We start from the raw sequence: 22522 nt of genomic DNA, 5'->3' as shown, positions 1-22522 counted from the left end.
GATAGAAATGAGGGAGATTCGTGAAATTACTAGATTTATTATCAAAAGGAATTGTAATAGGTGACGGTGCGGTTGGAACATTATTACATTCGCATGGTTTGCAAAGTAGTTTCGAAGAATTGAATATATCTGATCCGGATTTAATTATATCGATTCATAAACAATATGTAGCTGCTGGAGCAGATGTGATTCAAACGAATACGTATGGAGCAAATGAAGCGAAATTACGTATGTATGGTTTAGAAAATCAAGTTATCGAAATTAATAGAGCGGCGGTAAAACTGGCGAAAGCATCTGTGACAGAAAAAAATGCAATCTTAGGAACAATTGGTGGCATGAAACATATCGGAGCTGTTACAACGACTGATATAGAACGAGAATTTATGCTACTTGAGCAGGCAGGTGCTTTACTAGACGAACAAGTTGATGGATTACTATTAGAGACTTTTTATGATGAATTTGAATTACTTCATGCTGTTAAGGTGTTACGAAAACAAACAAACATTCCGATTGTAGCCCAATTAGCGCTACATGAGGCAGGTACGACTCAAAATGGAAATGATGTAAATGAAATATTAAAACAGCTTTTAGATTGCGGTGCAAATGTTGTTGGATTGAACTGTCAACTAGGGCCTCTTCATATGACGGAAGCATTTAAAATGATATCGATTCCTCAAAATGGCTACTTGTCAGCATATCCGAATGCAGGTCTCCCAAATTATGTGGAGGGACGTTACGTATATGAGGGAAGTCCAGCATATTTCGAAGCGATGACACCAAAATTTATTGAGCAAGGTATTCGGTTATTGGGTGGTTGTTGTGGCACTACACCGGAACATATTGCAAGTATGAAGCGTGCTATTGCGAATATTACACCTGTAATAGAAAAGGAGACGATTCAAAGACCAAAAGTAGTTCATACACACGAGAAACGTTCAAAAGCACATGTCACTCTTGCAGAGAAGGCAAAGAAACAAACGACGGTTGTAGTGGAATTAGATCCACCGAAAACGCTAGACACACAGCGGTTTTTTGAGGGAGCAAGAGCGTTGAAAAGAGCTGGGGCAGACGCTATTACTCTAGCAGATAATTCATTAGCATCTCCTCGCGTGTCGAATATGGCTATGGGTGCGTTATTAACGAAGCACGATATTCCAGTATTGACGCATTTAACGTGTAGAGATCATAACGTCATTGGACTGCAGTCTCATTTGCTGGGATTATCAGCATTAGGTATGGAAGAAGTGTTAGCTTTAACTGGTGATCCAGCGCGTGTTGGTGATTTTCCAGGTGCAACTTCTGTATATGATTTGTCATCTATCGAGCTCATTAAAATGATTAAAGCGATGAACGACAGTCGTTCTATTTTAGGGAAATCAATTGGTCCGGCAACAAGATTCTCAGTTGGAGGTGCGTTTAATCCGCATGTAAGACATTTAAAAGCAGCAGTAAAACGAATGGAACGAAAAATAGATGCCGGAGCAGAATACTTTTTAACACAGCCGATTTATGATGTTGCTTTAATTAAAGAAGTATATGAAGCGACAAAGCATTTGGAACAACCTATTTTTATTGGGATTATGCCATTAGTAAGTAAGCGAAATGCAGATTTCCTTCATTTTGAGGTACCAGGAATTACTCTTCCTGAAGAAATAAGAGAGAGAATGGATGGACATGAAACCAAAGAAGTAGCTATTGAGGAAGGGATTCGTATTTCAGAAGAATTAATTGATACGGCACTAAAATACTTTAATGGTATATACCTAATCACACCATTTTTAAAATATGAAATTACAGAGCATCTCGTTAAATATGTAAGAGAAAAGCAAGAAGTGAAAGAAGGTATTAATTGATGAAGTGTATAGAAGAGAGATTGCAAAATAACATTTTAATATTAGACGGTGCAATGGGGACAATGATCCAACAAGAAGACTTAACTGCGGAAGATTTTGGGGGAGAAGAGTACGAGGGCTGTAATGAATATTTAGTAGAAACAAGGCCAGATGTAATTTTAAAGATTCATAAAGCTTATATTGAGGCCGGAGCTGACATTATTGAAACAAATACATTTGGTGCGACGAATATTGTATTAAGTGATTATGAGTTGTCTCATTTAGATGAAGAACTAAATGAAAAGGCAGCACTTTTGGCGAAGCAAGCTGTTACAGAAAGCGGGAAGGAAGTATATGTTGCAGGTGCAATGGGGCCGACAACGAAAGCAATCAGTGTTACAGGAGGCGTTACATTTGAAGAACTAATTGAAGCTTATACAAGGCAGGCGAGAGGATTATTAAGAGGAGAAGTTGATGTATTACTCGTTGAGACGAGTCAAGATATGCGCAACGTGAAAGCTGCTTATATTGGAATTCAAGCGGCTTTTGAAGAACTCAAAAAAACGGTTCCTATTATGATTTCTGGAACGATTGAACCGATGGGAACGACTCTAGCAGGGCAAACAATTGAAGCTTTTTATTTATCGGTAGAGCATATGAAGCCGTTATCTGTTGGATTAAACTGTGCGACTGGTCCGGAGTTTATGAGAGACCATATTCGTTCACTATCTGATTTATCGGAGTGTTACATTTCTTGTTATCCAAATGCAGGTCTTCCCGATGAAGATGGACATTATCATGAATCTCCATCTTCTCTCGCTGAAAAAGTGAAGCGCTTTGCTGAGGAAGGATGGGTTAATATTATCGGTGGTTGTTGTGGTACAACGCCAGAACATATAAGAGCGATGAAAGAAGCATTAGCATCGCTTAATCCTCGTGAGCACAAAGAACGAGATGGACATGGAATTAGTGGATTAGAGGCATTGCAATATGATGATTCTATGAGACCGTTATTTGTAGGCGAAAGAACGAATGTTATTGGTTCACGTAAATTTAAACGATTAGTAGCAGAAGGGAAATTTGAAGAGGCTGCTGAAGTGGCAAGAGCACAAGTGAAGAAAAATGCTCACATTATTGATATTTGTATGGCGGACCCTGATCGTGATGAAATTGAAGATATGGAAAATTTCTTGGCAGAAGTTACGAAAGTGTTAAAAGTACCGATTATGATTGATTCAACAGATGAAAATGTGATGGAGAGAGCCCTTACTTATATTCAAGGAAAAGCTGTTATCAATTCAATTAATTTAGAAGATGGAGAAGAACGATTTAAAAAAGTGACGCCGCTTCTTCAGAAATACGGTGCCGCTATAGTTGTAGGAACAATTGATGAAGATGGTATGGCCGTTAGTGCAGAACGAAAGATAGAAATTGCGAAAAGAAGCTATGAGTTACTAACAAAGAAGTATGGTATACGCCCATCTGATATTATTTTTGATGCGCTCGTATTTCCTGTAGGGACAGGTGATGAGGAATATATCGGTTCAGCAGCAGCGACTATTGAAGGTATACGCCTTATTAAAGAAGCGTTACCAGAATGTTTAACGATTTTAGGTGTAAGTAATATATCATTTGGTTTACCACCAGCTGGCCGTGAAGTATTAAATTCTGTCTTTTTATACCATGCAACGAAAGCAGGATTAGATTACGCAATTGTGAATACGGAAAAATTAGAACGCTATGCGTCAATTCCAGAAGAAGAAAAACGTCTTGCAGATGCGTTACTGTTTGAAACGACGAAAGAGACGTTAGAAGAATTTACAAACTTTTACCGAGTTGCTAAACAGAAAGATGTCGTTGTGCAAGAAACGTTAACTCTAGATGAACGACTAGCAAATTATATTGTAGAAGGGACAAAACAAGGGTTACATGAGGATTTAAGTCTTGCGCTGGAAGAAGGAAGGAAACCTCTTGATATTATTAATGGTCCACTTATGACAGGAATGGATGAGGTGGGACGATTATTTAATAATAATGAATTGATTGTTGCTGAAGTATTACAAAGTGCTGAAAGTATGAAAGCTGCTGTAAGTTATTTAGAGCCACATATGGAATCTAGCGAAAGTGCGAAAAAAGGGAAAGTATTATTAGCAACTGTAAAAGGTGATGTACATGATATTGGGAAAAACCTCGTTGAAATTATTTTATCGAATAACGGATATGAGATTATTAATTTAGGAATCAATGTACGTTCGGATCGAATCGTTCAAGAAGTACAAGAGAAGAAGCCTGATATTATTGGTCTTTCTGGTTTGCTAGTAAAATCAGCGCAACAAATGGTAACAACTGCTGAAGATTTAAAAGCAGCAAATATCGATATTCCAATTGTTGTAGGTGGCGCAGCGTTAACGAGAAAGTTTACAGATAATCGTATTTCGCCATCATATAAAGGGCTCGTATGTTATGCAAGTGATGCGATGACGGGGCTTGATATTATTAACAAGCTTCAAAAAGAAGAAGAGCGTGAGAAGATGAAACAGGATAAAAAAGAACGCCATCTTCATATCGTAAAAAAAGAAGAGAAGAAAGTAGAAATTCCGGCAGTAATTGAGCCATTACCAAAATCAGCAGTTATGGTGCCAGATTCAACAAAACGAATTGTATTACGTGATGTTCCTGTCTCACATCTTGCCCCGTTTTTAAATAGACAAATGCTACTTGGACATCACCTTGGATTAAAAGGAAATGTGAAGAAGCTTTTGCGTGAGGGAGATAAAAGAGCGCACGAATTAAATGATTTAATAGACGAGTTATTGCAGGAAGGACAATCTTGGTTAAAACCGAAAGCTGTGTATCAATTTTTCCCAGCGCAAAGCGACGGACAAAACATTGTAATATATGATCCAGAAGATCATACGTGTGTTATAGAGCGCTTCACATTCCCAAGGCAAGGAAAAGCACCATACCGTACTTTAGGAGATTATTTACGCCCAATTGGAGATGAGATGGACTATGTTGCTTTCTTATCGGTTACAGTTGGGGAAGGAGTTCGGGACATTGCTGAAGAGTGGAAGGCGAAAGGTGATTATTTACGTAGTCATGCTATTCAATCGTTAGCGCTTGAATTAGCAGAAGGGCTTGCGGAAAAAACACATATGCTCATTCGTGATCGTTGGGGAATTCCAGACGCACCTGAACTGACGATGGAGGAACGTTTTCGCACGAAATATAGAGGAATACGCGTGTCATTTGGTTATCCAGCATGTCCGGAACTTGCGGATCAAGAAAAATTATTCCGTCTAATTCATCCAAAGGAAATAGGAATTTCATTAACAGAGGGATTCATGATGGAGCCGGAAGCATCTGTAACAGCTATGGTATTTTCTCACCCTGAAGCAAGATATTTTAGTGTATTATAGTCTAGAAGGGGGAGGCGTATGAAAAAAATAGTCTTTACAGGTGGCGGTTCAGCAGGACATGTAACACCTAATTTAGCCATTATTCCACATTTACAAGAACAAAATTGGGACATATCTTACATTGGTTCTCATCAAGGAATTGAGAAAACGATTATAGAAAAGGAAGGCATTCCGTATTATAGTATTTCGAGCGGGAAGCTACGTCGTTATTTTGATTTGAAAAATATAAAAGATCCCTTTCTTGTAATGAAAGGCGTTATGGATGCGTATGTAAGGATTCGAAAATTAAAACCAGATGTGATTTTTTCAAAAGGTGGTTTCGTATCTGTACCGGTCGTAATTGGAGGATGGCTAAATAGAGTACCAGTTTTATTACATGAATCTGATATGACGCCAGGACTAGCAAATAAAATTGCGCTCCGTTTCGCTTCGAAAATATTTGTCACATTTGAAGAAGCAGCGAAACATTTACCAAAAGAAAAAGTAACATATACGGGATCGCCTGTACGTGAAGAAGTACTAACAGGAAATCGAGAAAAAGGTTTAGAGTTTTTAGGTTTTTCACGTGAAAAGCCAGTTATTACAATCATGGGAGGAAGTTTGGGCGCGAAGAAAATTAATGAAACGGTTCGAGAGGCGTTACAAGAACTTCTTAAAAAATATCAAATTGTTCATCTTTGCGGAAAAGGTAATCTTGATGAAAGTTTACAAGATAAAGAAGGATATCAACAATTTGAATATGTACATGGAGAGTTACCGGATATATTAGCGGCAACAGATTTTGTTATTTCGCGTGCGGGCTCCAATGCAATTTTTGAATTTTTAACATTGCAAAAGCCGATGGTTTTAATTCCGTTATCGAAATTTGCAAGCCGTGGAGATCAAATTTTAAATGCTGAATCCTTTGAAAAGAAAGGATATGCATCGGTATTATATGAAGAGGATGTAACGGTGAACTCGCTTATAAAGCATATAGAGGAGCTATCTCATAATAATGAGACGTATGAAACGGCATTAAAAAAATATAATGGAAAAGAAGCAATTAAAACGATCATTCAACATATTTCAGAGGCATGATGAAACAATCATGTCTTTTTTAATAGGGTGAAAGATTCCAAGAATTGATATTTTTATGTTACAATAACAAATGGTTAATAGGGAAATTCCAATTAATGAAGCGTGAAAATACGAATGGATTAGGAGTGACTGTGTTGGAGCTAAGTCTCTATGAAAATACTGCACTTATTATATGCTTTGTGTTGTACGTTGGTAGTGTTATTGTTTATATTTCAAGGAAATTTTCGCAAGAACGAGAGCTTGAAAAGTCAGAAATAACAGCTGAATTAGAAATGTTAGCTGATGAAAGTTATAAAAAGAAAAAAATAAAAGAAGACCATGAAGCATCCCATCATTTAAACGCAAATAAGTTCTAAAGATGGGGATTTTTTTTGAAGTCGTTCTTTAAACGCTAAAAAGGAGTTTCCCATACATAATTAAGGAGTGTATATAAATGAATTTTTATATCGCCTCAGGATTCAAAAATAAACATTTTGTACGCTCTATAGCAAATGAACTGAAAAATGCAGGATGGAACCATACATATGATTGGACAAGAAACGAAAGAGCAGTTAATCAAGAACAATTAAGAGAAATTGGTCAGGCAGAAAAAAACGCTATAAAAGAAGCCGATGTCTTTTTGCTTATATTGGATGGTGGAAATGGGAGCCATACAGAGTTTGGAATGGCGATTGCGTTAGAGAAAAAGATATACCTTTATCATGAGGGCAATCCACTCCAAACAACGTTTTATCATTTGCCAGAAGTAAATATTTTTGAAGGAGATGCAGCGGAGTTTGCATCTTATGTTATGAATCATATAGAACAATAGTAATTACCTAAAAGGTTATAAAAGTGATCTTTTGGGTACAGTGATGATAAGAAAAGTATATAAAGGAGTTACATAATATGAAATTAGAAAATGGATGGGAAACGAGCTTTTTAGAAGTCGTACAAAAGAGTGAATTTAAGAAAGATGCGCTTCTTAGCCAATTGCTTTTTGCAGATAGTGAAGAAGTAGAAGAGCTTGTTGATGATTACGGATATGAAGAGATTATTGAACGCGAACATGATGATGAATTAGCAGAAGTGTTAGGTGAAGAACTGTTCAGTGAGATGGAGCGATACGTATTTTTATCTTCACAACCAGAAGAGAAACTCATTTCATTCGTAAATGGACTAGGTTTTCATGTACTAGATTGGATCGTGCTTCTTGAAACAGAATTTGGCATTGATAGTGCAAACTTTACGTCAGATGCTGTAAAAATGTTAGAAAAGCGTTTTAGACAATTTCCATACATAGAAGAGAAGATGATTTTTGATATGACGTTTGGAGAAGCAATAGATGCATTAGAATCTGTTACAGGATTACAACTGAAGGAAAAGATGAACGTATAATGAAAAAAGAACGTGAGGATATCACGTTCTTTTTTTTACATAATAATAATTTTATCATCTAGTTTTGTTTGCCCAGTAAGAAGTGCGTTTAAATATTCCACTTTTCTTATACAAGCTTGTATATGTCTTTCAACCTCTTGTAACTCTGCTTGGTGATGCGTTTCAATTGGATGAATTTGTACGTTAAATTTCTCGAATTGACTACTATATGTTATTTCTGCATAGCCGCTCATAATATCCGTTTCGTTATGAAATAAAAATTGCTTTGTTTCTTCACAGAATGATACATTTTGAAATCCATATACTTTTAATGCTTCAATTACTTTTTTTATAATTTTTGTATTCATTTTTTAACCCTCTTTACGAAGTTCTACTTATATATTATAACATAAAAAACTACATAGAAAGCGCTTCCAAGTGTATTTTATTATAAACTTTACGTTTCAATCATAAAAATGAAACAAAGAAAAAATAATTGTAAAGAAGGAAGGACTCTTTTATTGTTTCGTCATATATATAGAGAAATAGTGCAAGGAAAGGAAATTTTCCGAAGTTGAGTTCGTATTTCCAATTTGAGCGCAATAAAAGAGGTGAGAATCTTGAACTTTGATATTATAGGACAAAAAGCATATATAAAAGATGGACCGTATCGGAACCGAATTGGAATTGTAAGGAAAAACGAAGAACAATTAAAATCACACTTCGCTATTGTAATTGGAGAACAAAGTATTGATATCGAGCTGAAGGATATCGTATTAGTTGGAGTAGACGTAGGACAATTTCATAAATGGTGCGAGCAAAATGGTTATTTGTGAAAGGGACGGGCTGTGAGGTAATGAAATATATTTGAGAGAAGAGAATATGTTATTGTATTCTCTTTTTCTATGTGTAAGGAGATGGAAAGAAATAAAAAAAGGACGTTAACAGTATAAATTGTTAGCGTCCTTTTCTATTATGAAGCAATTTCACCAGTTTTTGTATCATCTTGATTGTACGTATCTTGATCTAATTCACCAAGCCATTTACTAGAAATAAGACCTGCTGTCATAGAACCACTTACGTTAAGAGCTGTACGACCCATATCGATCAATGGCTCAACTGAGATAACAAGAGCGACAATACCGATTGGTAAGTTCATTGTAGATAGTACGATTAACGCTGCGAATGTTGCACCGCCACCAACGCCGGCAACACCGAATGAGCTAATAGCAACGACAGCGATTAAAGTTAAAATAAATTGTGGTTGTAATGGATCAATTCCTACAGTCGGAGCGACCATCATTGCAAGCATTGCTGGATAAATACCTGCGCAACCGTTTTGACCGATAGATACCCCAAATGAAGCTGCGAAGTTTGCAATCCCTTCAGAAATACCAAGTTTTTCTTTTTGAGCTTCAATATTTAATGGCATTGTACCAGCACTAGAGCGAGATGTGAATGCAAATGTTAATACAGGGAACACCTTTTTCAAATATTGAATTGGATTTAAACCAGATAGAGCGATTAATAATAAGTGAATAATAAACATTACGATAAGTGCTACGTAAGAGGCTAACACGAAGTTACCAAGTTTTAATATAGCATTTATATCGCTACCAGCAACTGTTTTTGCCATAAGAGCTAATACGCCGTATGGAGTAAGGCGCAAAATTAATGTTACCATACGCATTACGATTGCATATACAGCATCAAGCATCTTCTTAAATAGCTCTGCTTGTTCTGGATATTTTCGTTTTACTCCTATAAAGGCAATACCGATAAACGCTGCAAAGATTACAACAGAAATTGTTGATGTAGGACGAGCGCCAGTTAAATCAAGAAATGGATTTGTAGGCAAAAGTTCTAATAATTTATCTGGAATTGTTGTCTTTTCGATAGAAGTAAATCTTTCTTCTACTAATTTCAGACGAGCAGATTCTGCATCTCCTTGTTGTAAGCCTGTTGCTGATACATCAAACCCTGCACTTGCAGCGATACCGACAGCTGCAGCAATTCCTGTAGTAAGAATTAAAATTCCGATAATAAGACCACTGATTTTACCAAGATTTTTCGTTAATTGTAATTTTGTAAAGGCAGAGATAATAGATACTAAAATAAGTGGCATAACGATCATTTGAAGTAATTTTACATAACCGTTACCAATTAAGCCAAACCAGTTATTTGATTCAATAATTACTTGAGAAGTAGGCTCATAAATAAATTGTAAGATAAGACCAAATATAATTCCGACTCCTAAAGCAGTAAATACACGTTTATTAAAAGATACATGCTTACGTTGCATATAATATAATACGCCAACTAAAATGAGCATGACTGCAACGTTAATTCCGACAAGCAGTGTATTCATGTTAATTCCCCCTAATTCCAATCTGTTATATAGAATATAAGGTAATAAAACCTATAAGTCAACTAGGAGATTGCGGAATTAAAAAAAAGATGGCAAATTGCCATCTTTTAATGTCCAGCTCCAGGGACAAGTAAAAACGTCGTGTAGTATGTAAATCCTATGAAGAAAACAGTTAAGTATGCCCCGAATACGTATATATACATACGCTCTGTTAATTTTAAATAGCTTAAAAGTACGAAGAAACCTGTTTGTCCTAAAAATAGTAGTGCAGTCTGTTGCATATCCCCTACATAAAACATAACCGAGAAAATTCCAGTCCAAAAGCCGAGAACGCGAAACATGCGCTCCATGCAATCTCCCTCCTTTTCTAGAAAAAGTAAAATCTCTCTTCATTATAGTTTATTTTTCTTACTATTGTAAATATTCGTTCGTATAAAAAAGAAGCCAATTTCAATGGCTTCTTTTTTATATGAAATTTAAATGGACATTTTATAATTACAAGATTTACATCCATCTAATAGACTATCGTGTCGAGTTAATTCCATGTTAGGGAATAGGATTTCAAAAATCCCTTTCATCATATCTCCATGCATATTACAAATTTCAGTTGGGTGATGAACAGCAACTTCTTTAAATGGACAATTGTGTACATCATAGAAAATTTTTGTTCCATCTGCACTTAATTCAAAGGCTGGTGATAAGCCAGCTGTTGAGAAAGCTTCTTTTGCGATTTGAACTTTTTGCTCAACTGTCAATGCGTCTTCACTTACGTTTAAGCGATACATATGTTGCTGCATTAATTCTGCCCCAAATTGTTTTCCTGTTTCATATAACGCTTTTTCACCAGCAGCGCCAAGGCTAAGCAGAGAATTGAATGCTATTTTTGCTAATAGTTGATAATCGCGAAACGGAAATTGTAGTTGGATAACATCTTCAGATAGTACATATAATCTGCTTGGTCTTCCGCCTTTACCAGTTTTCTTTGTTTCTGATTTTAGCATATGAACATCCTCTAACTTAGAAAGATGTAAACGTGCTACGTTCGGATGAATGTCAAACTCATCTGCAATTTCTTGTACAGTTACGTAACTATGTTTTTGAGAAATATATTTATAAATGTAATAACGAGTCGGGTCAGATAATACACCTGTAATTTTTAAAGCTTGTTCCATTAGGATCTCCACCTTTATCACTTTATCCAAGATAATAACATTATAATACAGATAAACATGAGTATAGGTAATTTCAGACAATAATTCGGAAATTGTTCATAATTTCACAAACATATTTTCCCTTTTTTCTCTACTGAAAATACAAAAGTTCCAATTTTTCTTGCGTGATTTTTCATGTTATATACATAGTGAGGAGGGAAAAATGATGAATGGGATCGAAAATTTTGCGAATACGATTTTGAAAGAAGCGTGTAGGGTACAAGCATCGGATTTACATATTGTGCCCCGGCAGAAGGACGTAGTGATTCAACTACGTATAGGAAAAGATTTAATTACAAGACAGTGCATTGAAAAGGAATTTGGAGAAAAACTTGTTTCACATTTTAAGTTTTTAGCATCTATGGATATAGGCGAGAGGCGGAAGCCGCAAAATGGTTCATTGTATTTGCAAATTGATGGACAAGAAGCATATTTACGTCTTTCCACACTTCCAACAGTATATCAAGAAAGTCTTGTTATTCGCCTTCATTTACAAGCATCTGTTCAGCCGTTATCACATCTTTCGTTATTTCCAAGTGCGGCGAAAAAACTACTCTCTTTTTTACATTATTCGCATGGATTACTCGTATTTACTGGACCAACAGGCTCGGGGAAGACAACAACAATGTATGCTTTATTAGAGGTAATTAGAAAAAGGAAAACACGCCGCATCGTTCAGCTAGAAGATCCAGTTGAAAAGAGAAATGACGATTTATTACAAATTCAAATAAATGAAAAAGCCGTTATCACATATGAGGCGGGATTAAAGGCGGTTTTACGTCATGATCCAGATGTTATTTTAGTCGGTGAAATACGTGATGAAGAAACAGCAAAAATAGCTATAAGAGCAAGTTTGACTGGGCATTTAGTAATGACGACTCTGCATACTAATGATGCGAAAGGAGCGATACTAAGATTTATGGATTATGGCATCAAAAGGCAAGAAATTGAACAATCTTTATTAGCTGTAGCTGCACAGAGGCTTGTTGAATTGAAATGTCCGTTTTGCAGAGGGAAGTGCTCAACTTTATGTAAATCAATGAGGCGAGTAAGGCAAGCGAGCATCTATGAGTTGTTATATGGATCAGAGCTAAAACAAGTAATTAAAGGAGCGAATGGAGAATGCGTTACGTATAAGCATGAAACATTAGAATCTTCGATACGAAAAGGATACGCTTTAGGATTTTTAGAAGAAGATGTTTATGTTTAAGAAAACATGGCGTTTAAGTGAGCAAGTAGTATTGTTGAAAAGGTTAGGAGAACTATTAGAAAAAGGATATTCCCTTTTACAGGCATTAGAATTTTTGCGGTTTCAATTATCTTTAGAAAAGAAAGTGCAATTGCAGCATATGATTGAGGGATTAAAAGATGGAAAAAGTCTACATGATTCTTTTCATCAATTAATGTTTCACCAGGAGATGTTAAGTTATTTATTTTATGCCGAGCAACATGGTGATATTTCTTTTGCATTGCAACAAGGGAGTGCACTACTGTATAAGAAGGATAAGTATAGGAAAGATATGATAAAAATCATGCAGTATCCTATGTTTTTGGTGTTTTTTTTAATGATTATGCTTTTTATTTTTAACCTTATCTTATTACCTCAAGTGGAAATGATTTATAGTTCGTTCGGTTCCACCGCGCCACTACTTACAGAACAAATTTTAAGTGCAATAAAACTGTTACCTTACCTTATTTTTAGCGCTATTTTAATCGTTATTATTGGATGTAGTTTATATATGTTGTATTTTCGGAAACTCTCACCTATTCAACAGGTGAAAATCATGCTTCGTATGCCCCTCATAAAAACATTTCTCATTTTAAAGCATTCACATTATTTTTCCACTCAATTAAGTGGTTTATTAAACGGCGGACTATCAGTGTTCGAAGCTTTAACAATAATGATGGAGCAAAAATATCATCCGTTCTTTCAGTATGAAGCGAGTCGGATTGAAAGACAATTAATTGCAGGAGAACCGTTACAGTCTATTATTGCTAAAAGTGGTTATTACGAGAAAGAACTTTCTTATGTTATTACACATGGACAAGCAAACGGCAATTTAGCAATTGAATTAGGTGACTATAGCGATCTTATTATAGAAAAGATGGAACAAAAAATTAAACGTATATTAGTTATCATTCAACCGATTTTATTTACATGTATTGGAGGAATCGTCGTTCTTATGTATTTAGCGATGATTATGCCAATGTTCCAAATGATGAATTCCATTTAGGAGGCATTTACATGCAGAATGAGGAAGGATTTACTCTGTTAGAAATGCTGTTAGTTATGGTTGTCATAACTGTATTATTACTATTAATTATTCCGAATGTAGTTACACAGCGCTCATCGGTTCAAGGAAAAGGATGTACGGCCTACGTGAAGTCTATAGAAGCACAAATACAAGTATACCAATTACAACATAATAAAATTCCTTCGTTAAAAGAATTAACAGATGGAAAGTATATTACAGCTGATAAGTGTCCAAATGGTGAATCTATTCATATTTCAGATGATGGCACAGTATCAATTAGGACATTGTGAAACAAAAAGGGTTTACTCTGTTAGAAATGTTACTCGTTTTATTCGCTATTTCTGTATTAAGTGTAGTTACGTATTTTAACGTTCAGTCATTATATGAAAGACAAAAAATCGAACAATTTTTGAGACAGTTTTCGAATGATATATTATATATGCAGCAATTAGCGATAAACCGTCAAAAACACTATACATTACGATGGCATAAAGAGAGAAATATGTATTATATAGGGGAATCAGGTACGAAGCATTTTATCGTCAAGAGAGACTATGATAATGATATGCAGATTGATTTGCATACGTTTCCAAATCCGATGACATATAATCCGAGCGGGAATATTAATAGAGGTGGTACGATTTTACTTTCGTATCGAAGTTATAAATATGAAATTGTATTTCAGCTTGGAAGAGGGAGATTTACGTATCGTGAAATGCCAAAAGGGGTCGGTAATGGCTGAAATGCTTGTGGCATTAAGTTTATTAATGATGGCGGTATCGTTACTACTGCCGCAAACAGTATTGGTTATGCAAGAAAGAAAAAATATACAAATCCGCTATAAGGCATTTGTATTATTAAAAAAAGAAGCAGCTTTATATATGTACGAGAATGAAGAAAAACGAGTAAAGGAAAAAGTTGTAAACGGTATTGTATATTACACATATTGGGGAGGAAATGAAGTTTGTGCTATGTGGAAAGATGTGAAAGAAAGAGCGATGGAACAATGCTTTTATGCAGGCAAAAAAATAAATTAGAAGCGGGCTTTACATTACTAGAAATAATAGTGTGTTTGTTTCTTTTATCGATGTTTTTTTTACTCTTGCCACGTCTTCAGTTTATAGGGATGGAAAATGCACAAAAGGGATTGAGTGATTGGGAGTGGGATGTGTTTTTAGGTCAAGTACAATTGGAGTTTCGTGAAGTATCATTTGGGGAAATTATGATTTTTGAAAATAGAGATAGTGTTTTGCGCTTCCAACTGCGTAATGGGGATGAAGTGACGTATGAAAAAGCAAATAGTCAACTTATAAGGAAAATAAATATGCGCGGGAGGGAAGTTATATTACAAAAGGTTGGCATGGTTTCGTATAAACTAACCCCTCATTTGTTATCTATATATGTGAAAGATATTAGCGGAAAAACACATGAAGGTGTGGCTGTAAGATATAGCGTAATGGGAATGGATGTATGAGAAACCAAGAGGGGTTTATAATGCCAGGAACAATTATTCTACTGGCTTTATTAACTTCTTTTTTTGTGTACGAAACGAATATGCTGCTAACAGATAAAAATTTTTATATTGAAATAGAGCAAAAGTTATTAATGGATGAACTAATGAATCGAGCAATTACAGATATAAAAGTAGACCTACAGAAAACAGAACAAGATGGTACATTTTTCTTTCAATATGAAAAGGGAGAAGCAAGTGGAAAGTACGGCTTTGAAAATGATATGGTCCTCATTTCGTTGCAGTGCAAAATCAAGCAGGAAGTTTTCTATACAGTGAGCTTTCGGTATAGAAAAAAGGATGAGAAAATATTCGATTGGATAGAAGGATAATATGTAAAATATATGGATAAAAACCATGATTTTCTATTAGTGAGTGAGGAAATTCCGTAGAAGAAATGGGTAAATACAACGATTAAAAGTTTAAATTTTCTCAAATAAGAGAAAGGTAGAAAGAGTATGATATATTCATGCTATCCAATCATTTTTTCTAGGGAGATAAGGAAATGACAAATAACAATCAAATAGGTGAACATAAGGAACAAACTATTTTTGATCATAAAGGAAATACGATTATGACAGAGGATAGAGAAATACAAATTATTTCAAAATTCGAAGAACCTCTTATTGTCGTATTAGGGAATGTACTAAGTGATGAAGAGTGTGAAGAATTAATTGAATTGTCTAAAAATAAAATGAAACGTTCTAAAGTTGGTTCATCACGTGATGTAAATGATATTCGAACGAGTAGCGGTGCATTTTTGGAAGACAACGAGCTTACTTCGAAGATTGAAAAACGAATTTCATCTATCATGAATGTTCCTGTAGCACATGGAGAAGGATTGCACATTTTAAATTATGAAGTGGATCAACAATATAAAGCTCACTATGATTATTTTGCGGAACACAGTAGGTCAGCTGCTAATAATCGTATAAGTACTCTTGTGATGTACTTAAATGATGTAGAAGAAGGCGGAGAAACATTCTTTCCGAAATTAAATCTTTCTGTACATCCTAGAAAAGGAATGGCAGTATACTTTGAGTATTTTTATCAAGATCAATCACTAAATGAGCTTACGTTACATGGAGGAGCACCTGTAACGAAAGGCGAGAAATGGATTGCAACGCAGTGGGTAAGAAGAGGTACTTATAAGTAAAAGTGAGTATATTACGTTTTGTTCTTCATTTTATAAGAAGAACAAAACGTTTTTTTGATTAAATAAAGTAACATCTTTCGTTATAATAACAAATAATAAAGGATGATTGAGAGGGACGAGAATGAAATCTATATACATAACCGGCTATATGGGAGCTGGGAAAACAACAATTGGAAAAGCGTTAAGTAAAGAGCTTCATATGGATGTTGTAGATACAGATCAAAAAATTGAAGAGAAGCAAGAGAAGGAGATTCGGCATATTTTTGCCGAAGAAGGTGAAATGGCTTTTCGGGATTATGAAAGTGAAATGTTACGTTCACTACCGGTTCATAATGTCATTATTACAACTGGTGGGGGAATTATTGAACGAGCGGAAAATCGAAAGTGGATGAAAGAGAACGGAACTGTCGTGTATTTATATTGCGATCCGTATGTAATTGCAGAAAGACTTCGTGAAGATACGACACGTCCACTATTTCAGAAGAAAGATATTGATGCATTTGTAACGAAATTTGAAACGCGCCGAGCTTATTATGAAGAAGCTCATATTCATATCGATACGACAAATAAGTCGGTAAAGCAAATTATGAATGAGTTAAAGGAAAAGATTAATGAATAAAAAAGTGGACATACTAATCAAGTAGAGGTGATGATAATATGTCTACTAATGATTATGTTCGCTTTGTGACGCAGCAGTTTGTGTCGTATATGGATGCGCCAAAAGAAGATCGTAAACAAAAGAAGGAACAACGTCGTGCTGAAAAAGAGCCATTTTTGAATAAATGGTTTGGTGTTATGCCGCTGAGTGCTACTTTGTTGTATCGAAACGTAAAAAATAAAAGGAAAAAATCAAGTTAACTTTTAGTCATATGTCTAGCAAAATGGAAATCCCCAAGTAGTATCATACTACTTGGGGATTTTTATTTATTGCACGGATTCTTTTTCCTCAGTAACTGCATGTATTTTATTGTTGACCCATACGAATCCTATTCCGATACAAATAGAAATACCCCAGCCAATGGCGGTCATAATTGCTCTCATTTCACCGTAGCCATCAACACCGAAAACAGAGATGAAATAGATTTTTAAGAAACTTTTTAATATAAATTGAAGCCCAAAAAATAGTGTTAAATATTGCAGTGCCGGATAGATGCGACTATCACGGTAAAGCTCACGACTTTTATCACGATCGTGACCTTGTAGTGCGGCGATATCCGCTGCGAAATATAACATTAGTGGTTTTTTTATAAAGATTGTACATATAACGATGCAGCCAAGTGCGATATGATAATATGCATCATTCCATAACATTCGTTCAGCTGATCCGGATAATAAATCTACTGTTGTATTAGCGATGAGTGTGATTAAAATAAAGAACCCTGTCACGTTAAATTGTTTTTCTTTCTTAAACATATACAGTGTATAAATAATCCCAGGAACAGATGAGATTAACATTGCGTAATAAGGATCGATATAGGGCTTTGCAAATTTCCAAATGAGGAATGGAAAAACGAGATAAAATACGATATCTAATATAGCTTTTTTATTTTGATTCATATAGTTCCTCCTTAAGTCATACATATATTTTATAATATAATTTCTGAAAATTATATAAGGTTTGTTGGAAAAAGAAAAAGTATATGATTAGTAGATTGAAAAAATTGCCCCTAGCGTAGTAAGTTTTTTTAGTATATAATAAAGGAAACGCTTTCATTTTTGATTTTGTTCACAAAATGGACGAAAAATCACATACTTACTATCGATATGTTATTTTATAATGAAACTAATTATATATACACGCATACAATATTGTGAAATAAATAACATAAATAAATTATATAAATGTAAACGTTATCAAAGAGAGAGGTGGAGACAATGAGTAAATTTTTCTTCAATCATAATCCAGCAACATTAGAGGATGGAAGGCTTGTTAAGTATGCTGAAATTATTTATGGAGAAGGTGGCCGTTCTGTATTAGAAAATTTAATGGTGAAGGCATCTATCAGATTGCGTGATCGTTATCCGAATAAATCTGACGCGCAGATCTCGAATCTAGTAAATCAAGGCATCCATGATATGTTTCAAAAATATGTGAATGAATAAGAAGTAAGAGTAGCTAATAGCTGCTCTTATTTTTTTTGTATAAGTATTGTGCCTCTAGCTGAAAATAAAGGTGTATTTTAAAGCATGAAAAAAGGAGGGGAAAAGATGAGTAATGGAATTGGACGCTCAAAAGAAAATCTTCCAACTGATGCAAATCATGTGAGCGCAAAGGATCGTGCATATCAGAAACGTATGGCAGAGAAAAAACAGCAAGAGCGCAATGGTGATAGAGGATAACTCAAAAGAAAGCTCCTTCTAAAGCAGAAGGAGCTTTTTAAGAGAGAAAATGATTAGCGGTAACATAAAAAAGACCACCGTTAATTATTTGCACTGTAATGCGTGGTTCGTACTGTTCTTGCAATGCTTGCTTTTCAATTTCATAGCTTTCAGGAAGTTCATCGTTATCTTCGTAAAATCGATTTAAAAGGTCGAGATCATGATTCCAACGCACTCTAGCTTCTTTTGCCCACGTATGGTCATCTTCTGCAATTATATTTTTTAAAGCGTCCTCTATACGTTGTAAACCGCTTTGAGGTTTAATGATAGGAGAGAGCGTAAAACAAAAGTCAGGTATTTTTGGTATAAGTTTAATGCTTGTTAATGTTTCATGAAAGTTTGCAATCATTGTTCCAGAGATGAGATGAATACCGATAGAGTGAAGGATGTCTTTTTTTCGATCACATTGGTAGGACACTTTTATATTTACACCGAGCCAAGGATGGAGTGGGGTATGTGTTGCCCCGTTATGTTTCACTTCCTCGTATAAGCGTATGTAAGAGCCTAATTCTTTCGTTGTCTGGAATATTTGATGTAGACGTGGTGAACCGTAGTGAATAAGCTCACCGTCATTTTCTTCATTTTCTGGATTTGTAATAAGAGTAAGGCGCATCGGATTCGGTACGCCTCCTGTTTTCTCAAGATAGTGCCAATAAAAAGGGCGGTTCATTAATAATTTATCCATTTCAATTGTTAACTGTACATCTAATAAGTGAGGAGAACGTTTTAAAATTTCACAGTTATTCGCCTCAAAAAATTTATATAAGTAATTATGAATTTCATTTTGCTGCATAGTCCTGCACCTCAGCTTCATTGCGCTTCGCAAAGTCGATAATAGATGTTAAATTTTCCATTTTGATTCGAATTTCTCCTTCGCTTTTTGACTGTGCGAAAATTTCTTGAATATGCGCATCGATATTTTTCATGTTGATTCTCGTTAAAATTTCATCGAGTTCGCCGATTACTCGTTCAAATAAATTAATTTTTTCATACAGTAGTTTTAAAATATGCTCTTCAACAGTATGTTTTGTTGCCAAGTTATAAATATGAACATCATTTTTTTGTCCAAGACGATGAATCCGCCCAATTCTTTGTTCGAGTCTCATTGGATTCCATGGCAAGTCATAATTAATCATATGGCTACAAAACTGTAAGTTAATTCCTTCACCGCCGGCTTCGGTTGCGATTAACACTTGAGCACGATTTTGGAAAAGTTCCTTCATCCAATCTTTTTTTCCACGTTTAAATCCACCGCGAAATGGAACAGAAGAAATACCATGTTGTTGTAAGAACCATTGCAAATACATTTGTGACGCTCGATATTCAGTGAAAATGATGACTTTATCGTTGATTTCTTTTATAATTTCCAAAGCTTTATTTGCTTTTGAGTTGAAAGGAATATGATTAATTTTATCCATAAGTACATCGATATGCGGATCTTTTATGTAATGTTCATTTTCTTTCTGTCTTTTTTCTACATGTTTTTTTAATGAATAGTACACAGCTTCACGACTACTACACGCTTCCCGCTTTAAAGTTAACGATGAAAAAGCGGATGTGAAGGCATCTTGTCCTCGCCAATTTTCAATTCCATTATACAAAGCTTGCTCTTCTTCATTAAATTCAACGAATATTGTTCGTACATGCCTCTTTGGCCAATCAATTCCAGTATTATGGCGTCTATTTCGGACCATTACTTTGTTGATGAGAGCTTTTAAATCTTCATCTGATTCAGCTGAACGATTTTTTGAAGCGTAATATTCTTCAAAATTAGATTGATTACCTAAATGCCCTGGTTTTAATAAAGAAACGAGGTTGAAGATTTCATCAATTTTATTTTGAACAGGAGTAGCGGTTAGTAATAAACAAAACTTCTTTTTTAATCGTTGTGCAAATTCATAGTTTTTTGTTTTATTATTTTTTAGTTTATGTGCTTCATCGATAATAATAAGGTCATATTCTAAGTTTAAAACGATATCGCGATGCGGCGAACGTTTTGCAGTATCGATTGATGAAACGATGACATCAGCTTGTTCCCAAGAATAACTTTTCTTTTGAGCGACCGCAGGAATAAAAAACTTTGTGTTTAGTTCATACGCCCACTGAGAAACGAGAGAAGCTGGAACGAGAATGAGTACCTTTTTGACAAGTCCCCGCACCATATATTCTTTTAAAATAAGACCAGCTTCGATTGTTTTTCCAAGTCCAACTTCATCTGCTAAAATCGCTTTACCATTCATTTGTTCAATAACATTTTGAGCGACTTCTAATTGATGCGGAAGTGGCGTGAAATGTGATAAGTGTTTTGGTGCTTGTAATCCATCAAAAGTAGGGACGAGTAATGATTTTTCAGTTTTATAAGCTAATTGATATAAATCCCAATTTGTCCAAGGGCCATCTTCATCAATTCTTTTTAAAAAATTATTTTGCCACGTTCGATCTACGGAAATATCGACATTCATTCAGACGCTCCCACCTTTTATAAACTAAAGTGATTATTAAAAAATCTTTATTATAAGCCTCTTAATAAGGCACTATCACAATTACTAAAAGTTAAAGAATAAGCAAGAATAAAGGGGTAAATCCCAAAAGTTGTATTTAATAAGATTAAGAATAAAAAATTCTAAATTATTTTTTATGCTAGAATATTGATGAAATATAGCGAATAATGTTAGGATAATGGTGTGAAATGTATGGAATCTTTCGTATTTTATCCAAGAAAGTAACTTTTTATTTACGCTTTCATAAAAAAATATGATGAGATCCCGTATATCCTATCTTTTCAGAATGAAAATGTTTAGATATGGGAAACAACTTTTATTGATTTGTCAGAGCATAAGGGGGAAAGAGCATGATTACATTACAACGTACACCGTTATTTGATGTATACGCGAAGTATGGTGGAAAAACAATCGACTTTGGTGGTTGGGAATTACCAGTTCAATTTTCAAGCATTAAAGAAGAACATGAAGCTGTACGTACAGCGGCAGGTTTGTTCGATGTGTCTCATATGGGAGAAGTTGAGGTAAAAGGTGTAGATAGTTTAGCATTTTTACAACGTGTTGTTACAAATGACGTATCTACCTTAAAGGTAGGGGGCGCACAATATACAGCTATGTGCTACGAAAATGGTGGTACAGTAGATGATTTATTAATCTACAAACGTGGTGAAGAAGACTATTTATTAGTAATCAATGCATCAAATATCGAGAAAGATTACGAATGGTTAGCAAGTCATGTAATTGGCGATGCGACAGTAGTCAATGTTTCTAGTGAAGTTGCACAGCTTGCAATTCAAGGACCAAAAGCAGAAGGCATTTTACAAAAAGTTGTGTCAGAAGATTTGAAAGAAATTAAGTTCTTTAAATTTAAAAACGATATTCTTGTAGATGGAATTCCTGCACTTGTATCTCGTACTGGTTACACAGGTGAAGATGGATTTGAAATTTACTGTAAGAGTGAAGATGCTGCAAAACTTTGGGAGAAACTTCTTGAAGTGGGAGCAGAAGAAGGCTTAAAAGCATGTGGTTTAGGTGCTCGTGATACACTTCGCTTCGAAGCAACATTACCACTTTATGGTCAAGAATTATCAAAAGATATTACACCGATTGAAGCTGGAATTGGCTTTGCGGTAAAACCAAATAAAGAAGCAGACTTCTTTGGAAAAGAAACGTTAAAAGAGCAAAAAGAAAACGGTGCATCTCGTAAATTAGTCGGCATCGAAGTAATCGAACGTGGTATTCCTCGTACGCATTACCCTGTATTTGTAGGAGAAGAAAAAATCGGGGAAGTAACGAGTGGTACACAATCTCCAACGTTAAAGAAAAGCATTGGTTTAGCACTAATTGATGTAAAATACGCAGCAGTTGATACAGAAGTAGAAATTGAAATTCGTAATAAACGCGTCAAAGCAGTAGTTGTTCCAACACCATTTTATAAACGTTCAAAGTAACGGGGAG

The 22522-nt window shown here is 35.0% G+C and carries 27 protein-coding genes and 1 pseudogene; 20 read left to right on the top strand and 8 right to left on the bottom strand.

Annotated features, from left to right (window positions below; genetic code table 11):
- Positions 1-20: 20 nt before the first annotated feature.
- From MR065_RS01630 to MR065_RS01605, 6 genes are all read left to right on the top strand, one after another.
- Positions 21-1853 carry a bifunctional homocysteine S-methyltransferase/methylenetetrahydrofolate reductase gene (locus MR065_RS01630; RefSeq protein ID WP_242212261.1) on the top strand — a complete coding sequence of 611 codons (1833 nt, stop codon included), beginning with the start codon at positions 21-23 and terminating at the stop codon, positions 1851-1853.
- A complete protein-coding gene (gene metH, locus MR065_RS01625) occupies positions 1853-5251 on the top strand; it encodes a methionine synthase (protein ID WP_242212260.1) in 3399 nt (1132 codons plus the stop codon). Before MR065_RS01630 ends, metH begins: the two co-directional genes overlap by 1 nt.
- A gap of 18 nt (positions 5252-5269) precedes the next feature.
- Positions 5270-6328 (top strand): undecaprenyldiphospho-muramoylpentapeptide beta-N-acetylglucosaminyltransferase, encoded by a 1059-nt coding sequence (locus MR065_RS01620; RefSeq protein ID WP_242212259.1) that lies wholly within the window; start codon positions 5270-5272, stop codon positions 6326-6328.
- 95 nt (positions 6329-6423) lie between these two features.
- Positions 6424-6684 carry a DUF3966 domain-containing protein gene (locus tag MR065_RS01615; RefSeq protein WP_097906141.1) on the top strand — a complete coding sequence of 87 codons (261 nt, stop codon included), beginning with the start codon at positions 6424-6426 and terminating at the stop codon, positions 6682-6684.
- A gap of 77 nt (positions 6685-6761) precedes the next feature.
- Entirely contained in the window at positions 6762-7139 is a 378-nt protein-coding gene (locus MR065_RS01610; RefSeq protein WP_242212258.1) for a nucleoside 2-deoxyribosyltransferase, read from the top strand.
- Positions 7140-7216: 77 nt separating this feature from the next.
- Positions 7217-7705 (top strand): hypothetical protein, encoded by a 489-nt coding sequence (locus tag MR065_RS01605; RefSeq protein ID WP_242212257.1) that lies wholly within the window; start codon positions 7217-7219, stop codon positions 7703-7705.
- Between the two features lie 35 nt (positions 7706-7740).
- On the opposite strand, the gene MR065_RS01600 is transcribed toward MR065_RS01605, so the two are convergent.
- On the bottom strand, positions 7741-8052 hold the full coding sequence (locus MR065_RS01600) for a hypothetical protein (protein WP_098268101.1): 312 nt from the start codon (positions 8050-8052) through the stop codon (positions 7741-7743).
- A gap of 252 nt (positions 8053-8304) precedes the next feature.
- Between MR065_RS01600 and MR065_RS01595 the strand changes: the two genes are divergently transcribed.
- A complete protein-coding gene (locus MR065_RS01595) occupies positions 8305-8520 on the top strand; it encodes a DUF3912 family protein (RefSeq protein WP_242212256.1) in 216 nt (71 codons plus the stop codon).
- 137 nt (positions 8521-8657) lie between these two features.
- Here MR065_RS01595 and MR065_RS01590 read toward each other — a convergent pair whose 3' ends face one another.
- The 3 genes from MR065_RS01590 to MR065_RS01580 form a co-directional block, all read right to left on the bottom strand.
- Positions 8658-10052 carry an L-cystine transporter gene (locus tag MR065_RS01590; RefSeq protein ID WP_097902673.1) on the bottom strand — a complete coding sequence of 465 codons (1395 nt, stop codon included), beginning with the start codon at positions 10050-10052 and terminating at the stop codon, positions 8658-8660.
- 107 nt (positions 10053-10159) lie between these two features.
- On the bottom strand, positions 10160-10402 hold the full coding sequence (locus MR065_RS01585) for a DUF2626 domain-containing protein (protein ID WP_000440721.1): 243 nt from the start codon (positions 10400-10402) through the stop codon (positions 10160-10162).
- A 126-nt stretch (positions 10403-10528) separates the two neighbouring features.
- On the bottom strand, positions 10529-11224 hold the full coding sequence (locus tag MR065_RS01580; RefSeq protein WP_098990585.1) for a helix-turn-helix transcriptional regulator: 696 nt from the start codon (positions 11222-11224) through the stop codon (positions 10529-10531).
- A gap of 205 nt (positions 11225-11429) precedes the next feature.
- Between MR065_RS01580 and comGA the strand changes: the two genes are divergently transcribed.
- From comGA to MR065_RS01530, 10 genes are all read left to right on the top strand, one after another.
- Positions 11430-12473, top strand: coding sequence for a competence type IV pilus ATPase ComGA (gene comGA / locus MR065_RS01575; protein ID WP_242212255.1), 1044 nt, complete (start codon positions 11430-11432; stop codon positions 12471-12473).
- Positions 12466-13497 (top strand): competence type IV pilus assembly protein ComGB, encoded by a 1032-nt coding sequence (gene comGB, locus MR065_RS01570; protein WP_242212254.1) that lies wholly within the window; start codon positions 12466-12468, stop codon positions 13495-13497. The genes comGA and comGB overlap by 8 nt, the downstream gene beginning before the upstream one ends.
- Positions 13498-13508: 11 nt before the next feature.
- A complete protein-coding gene (comGC, locus tag MR065_RS01565; RefSeq protein ID WP_242212253.1) occupies positions 13509-13808 on the top strand; it encodes a competence type IV pilus major pilin ComGC in 300 nt (99 codons plus the stop codon).
- Positions 13805-14260, top strand: coding sequence for a competence type IV pilus minor pilin ComGD (gene comGD, locus MR065_RS01560; RefSeq protein WP_242212252.1), 456 nt, complete (start codon positions 13805-13807; stop codon positions 14258-14260). Before comGC ends, comGD begins: the two co-directional genes overlap by 4 nt.
- Positions 14253-14555 carry a competence type IV pilus minor pilin ComGE gene (gene comGE, locus MR065_RS01555; RefSeq protein WP_242212251.1) on the top strand — a complete coding sequence of 101 codons (303 nt, stop codon included), beginning with the start codon at positions 14253-14255 and terminating at the stop codon, positions 14553-14555. Before comGD ends, comGE begins: the two co-directional genes overlap by 8 nt.
- On the top strand, positions 14525-14992 hold the full coding sequence (gene comGF, locus MR065_RS01550) for a competence type IV pilus minor pilin ComGF (protein WP_242212311.1): 468 nt from the start codon (positions 14525-14527) through the stop codon (positions 14990-14992). The genes comGE and comGF overlap by 31 nt, the downstream gene beginning before the upstream one ends.
- Complete coding sequence (gene comGG / locus MR065_RS01545; RefSeq protein WP_098268092.1) at positions 14989-15360, top strand: competence type IV pilus minor pilin ComGG; 372 nt, start codon at positions 14989-14991, stop codon at positions 15358-15360. The genes comGF and comGG overlap by 4 nt, the downstream gene beginning before the upstream one ends.
- 173 nt (positions 15361-15533) lie before the next feature.
- Positions 15534-16184, top strand: coding sequence for a 2OG-Fe(II) oxygenase (locus tag MR065_RS01540; protein ID WP_098268091.1), 651 nt, complete (start codon positions 15534-15536; stop codon positions 16182-16184).
- Positions 16185-16305: 121 nt separating this feature from the next.
- Entirely contained in the window at positions 16306-16803 is a 498-nt protein-coding gene (locus MR065_RS01535; RefSeq protein WP_242212250.1) for a shikimate kinase, read from the top strand.
- Between the two features lie 38 nt (positions 16804-16841).
- Positions 16842-17042, top strand: coding sequence for a YqzE family protein (locus tag MR065_RS01530; protein ID WP_097902661.1), 201 nt, complete (start codon positions 16842-16844; stop codon positions 17040-17042).
- Between the two features lie 66 nt (positions 17043-17108).
- On the opposite strand, the gene MR065_RS01525 is transcribed toward MR065_RS01530, so the two are convergent.
- Positions 17109-17741 carry a VC0807 family protein gene (locus MR065_RS01525; RefSeq protein WP_242212249.1) on the bottom strand — a complete coding sequence of 211 codons (633 nt, stop codon included), beginning with the start codon at positions 17739-17741 and terminating at the stop codon, positions 17109-17111.
- 128 nt (positions 17742-17869) lie between these two features.
- Positions 17870-17987: pseudogene (locus tag MR065_RS01520) on the bottom strand (GTP pyrophosphokinase).
- 72 nt (positions 17988-18059) lie between these two features.
- Here MR065_RS01520 and MR065_RS01515 point away from each other — a divergent pair.
- Entirely contained in the window at positions 18060-18287 is a 228-nt protein-coding gene (locus tag MR065_RS01515; protein WP_097902659.1) for a hypothetical protein, read from the top strand.
- 105 nt (positions 18288-18392) lie between these two features.
- The gene (locus tag MR065_RS27405; protein WP_097902658.1) at positions 18393-18524 is read left to right on the top strand and encodes a hypothetical protein; all 132 of its coding nucleotides are present in this window, start codon (positions 18393-18395) and stop codon (positions 18522-18524) included.
- 37 nt (positions 18525-18561) lie between these two features.
- On the opposite strand, the gene MR065_RS01510 is transcribed toward MR065_RS27405, so the two are convergent.
- Positions 18562-19356 (bottom strand): YqhG family protein, encoded by a 795-nt coding sequence (locus MR065_RS01510; RefSeq protein WP_242212248.1) that lies wholly within the window; start codon positions 19354-19356, stop codon positions 18562-18564.
- Positions 19343-21025 (bottom strand): DEAD/DEAH box helicase, encoded by a 1683-nt coding sequence (locus MR065_RS01505; protein ID WP_097902656.1) that lies wholly within the window; start codon positions 21023-21025, stop codon positions 19343-19345. The genes MR065_RS01510 and MR065_RS01505 overlap by 14 nt, the downstream gene beginning before the upstream one ends.
- A gap of 389 nt (positions 21026-21414) precedes the next feature.
- On the opposite strand from MR065_RS01505, the gene gcvT reads away from it, so the two are divergent.
- Complete coding sequence (gene gcvT / locus MR065_RS01500; RefSeq protein ID WP_242212247.1) at positions 21415-22515, top strand: glycine cleavage system aminomethyltransferase GcvT; 1101 nt, start codon at positions 21415-21417, stop codon at positions 22513-22515.
- The last annotated feature ends 7 nt before the right edge of the window (positions 22516-22522 follow it).

Source organism: Bacillus cereus group sp. BfR-BA-01383, from assembly GCF_022663495.1.
Taxonomy (GTDB): domain Bacteria; phylum Bacillota; class Bacilli; order Bacillales; family Bacillaceae_G; genus Bacillus_A; species Bacillus_A cereus_AU.
Note: the sequence above shows the minus strand (reverse complement) of the source record. Positions and strands in the feature narration are given on the sequence as shown.

What these genes read in the sequence shown, in the direction of transcription:
- MR065_RS01620 (WP_242212259.1), top strand. Translation starts at nt 5,270, where the DNA reads ATGAAAAAAATAGTCTTTACAGGTGGCGGTTCAGCAGGACATGTAACA.
- MR065_RS01540 (WP_098268091.1), top strand. Translation starts at nt 15,534, where the DNA reads ATGACAAATAACAATCAAATAGGTGAACATAAGGAACAAACTATTTTT.
- MR065_RS01605 (WP_242212257.1), top strand. Translation starts at nt 7,217, where the DNA reads ATGAAATTAGAAAATGGATGGGAAACGAGCTTTTTAGAAGTCGTACAA.
- MR065_RS01510 (WP_242212248.1), bottom strand. Translation starts at nt 19,356, where the DNA reads ATGCAGCAAAATGAAATTCATAATTACTTATATAAATTTTTTGAGGCG.
- MR065_RS01615 (WP_097906141.1), top strand. Translation starts at nt 6,424, where the DNA reads ATGAAGCGTGAAAATACGAATGGATTAGGAGTGACTGTGTTGGAGCTA.
- comGE (WP_242212251.1), top strand. Translation starts at nt 14,253, where the DNA reads ATGGCTGAAATGCTTGTGGCATTAAGTTTATTAATGATGGCGGTATCG.
- comGA (WP_242212255.1), top strand. Translation starts at nt 11,430, where the DNA reads ATGAATGGGATCGAAAATTTTGCGAATACGATTTTGAAAGAAGCGTGT.
- MR065_RS01610 (WP_242212258.1), top strand. Translation starts at nt 6,762, where the DNA reads ATGAATTTTTATATCGCCTCAGGATTCAAAAATAAACATTTTGTACGC.
- MR065_RS01600 (WP_098268101.1), bottom strand. Translation starts at nt 8,052, where the DNA reads ATGAATACAAAAATTATAAAAAAAGTAATTGAAGCATTAAAAGTATAT.
- MR065_RS01590 (WP_097902673.1), bottom strand. Translation starts at nt 10,052, where the DNA reads ATGAATACACTGCTTGTCGGAATTAACGTTGCAGTCATGCTCATTTTA.
- MR065_RS27405 (WP_097902658.1), top strand. Translation starts at nt 18,393, where the DNA reads ATGAGTAATGGAATTGGACGCTCAAAAGAAAATCTTCCAACTGATGCA.
- comGB (WP_242212254.1), top strand. Translation starts at nt 12,466, where the DNA reads ATGTTTAAGAAAACATGGCGTTTAAGTGAGCAAGTAGTATTGTTGAAA.
- metH (WP_242212260.1), top strand. Translation starts at nt 1,853, where the DNA reads ATGAAGTGTATAGAAGAGAGATTGCAAAATAACATTTTAATATTAGAC.
- MR065_RS01530 (WP_097902661.1), top strand. Translation starts at nt 16,842, where the DNA reads ATGTCTACTAATGATTATGTTCGCTTTGTGACGCAGCAGTTTGTGTCG.
- gcvT (WP_242212247.1), top strand. Translation starts at nt 21,415, where the DNA reads ATGATTACATTACAACGTACACCGTTATTTGATGTATACGCGAAGTAT.
- comGC (WP_242212253.1), top strand. Translation starts at nt 13,509, where the DNA reads ATGCAGAATGAGGAAGGATTTACTCTGTTAGAAATGCTGTTAGTTATG.
- comGG (WP_098268092.1), top strand. Translation starts at nt 14,989, where the DNA reads ATGAGAAACCAAGAGGGGTTTATAATGCCAGGAACAATTATTCTACTG.
- MR065_RS01585 (WP_000440721.1), bottom strand. Translation starts at nt 10,402, where the DNA reads ATGGAGCGCATGTTTCGCGTTCTCGGCTTTTGGACTGGAATTTTCTCG.
- MR065_RS01505 (WP_097902656.1), bottom strand. Translation starts at nt 21,025, where the DNA reads ATGAATGTCGATATTTCCGTAGATCGAACGTGGCAAAATAATTTTTTA.
- comGF (WP_242212311.1), top strand. Translation starts at nt 14,525, where the DNA reads ATGCTTTTATGCAGGCAAAAAAATAAATTAGAAGCGGGCTTTACATTA.
- MR065_RS01535 (WP_242212250.1), top strand. Translation starts at nt 16,306, where the DNA reads ATGAAATCTATATACATAACCGGCTATATGGGAGCTGGGAAAACAACA.
- MR065_RS01525 (WP_242212249.1), bottom strand. Translation starts at nt 17,741, where the DNA reads ATGAATCAAAATAAAAAAGCTATATTAGATATCGTATTTTATCTCGTT.
- MR065_RS01515 (WP_097902659.1), top strand. Translation starts at nt 18,060, where the DNA reads ATGAGTAAATTTTTCTTCAATCATAATCCAGCAACATTAGAGGATGGA.
- MR065_RS01580 (WP_098990585.1), bottom strand. Translation starts at nt 11,224, where the DNA reads ATGGAACAAGCTTTAAAAATTACAGGTGTATTATCTGACCCGACTCGT.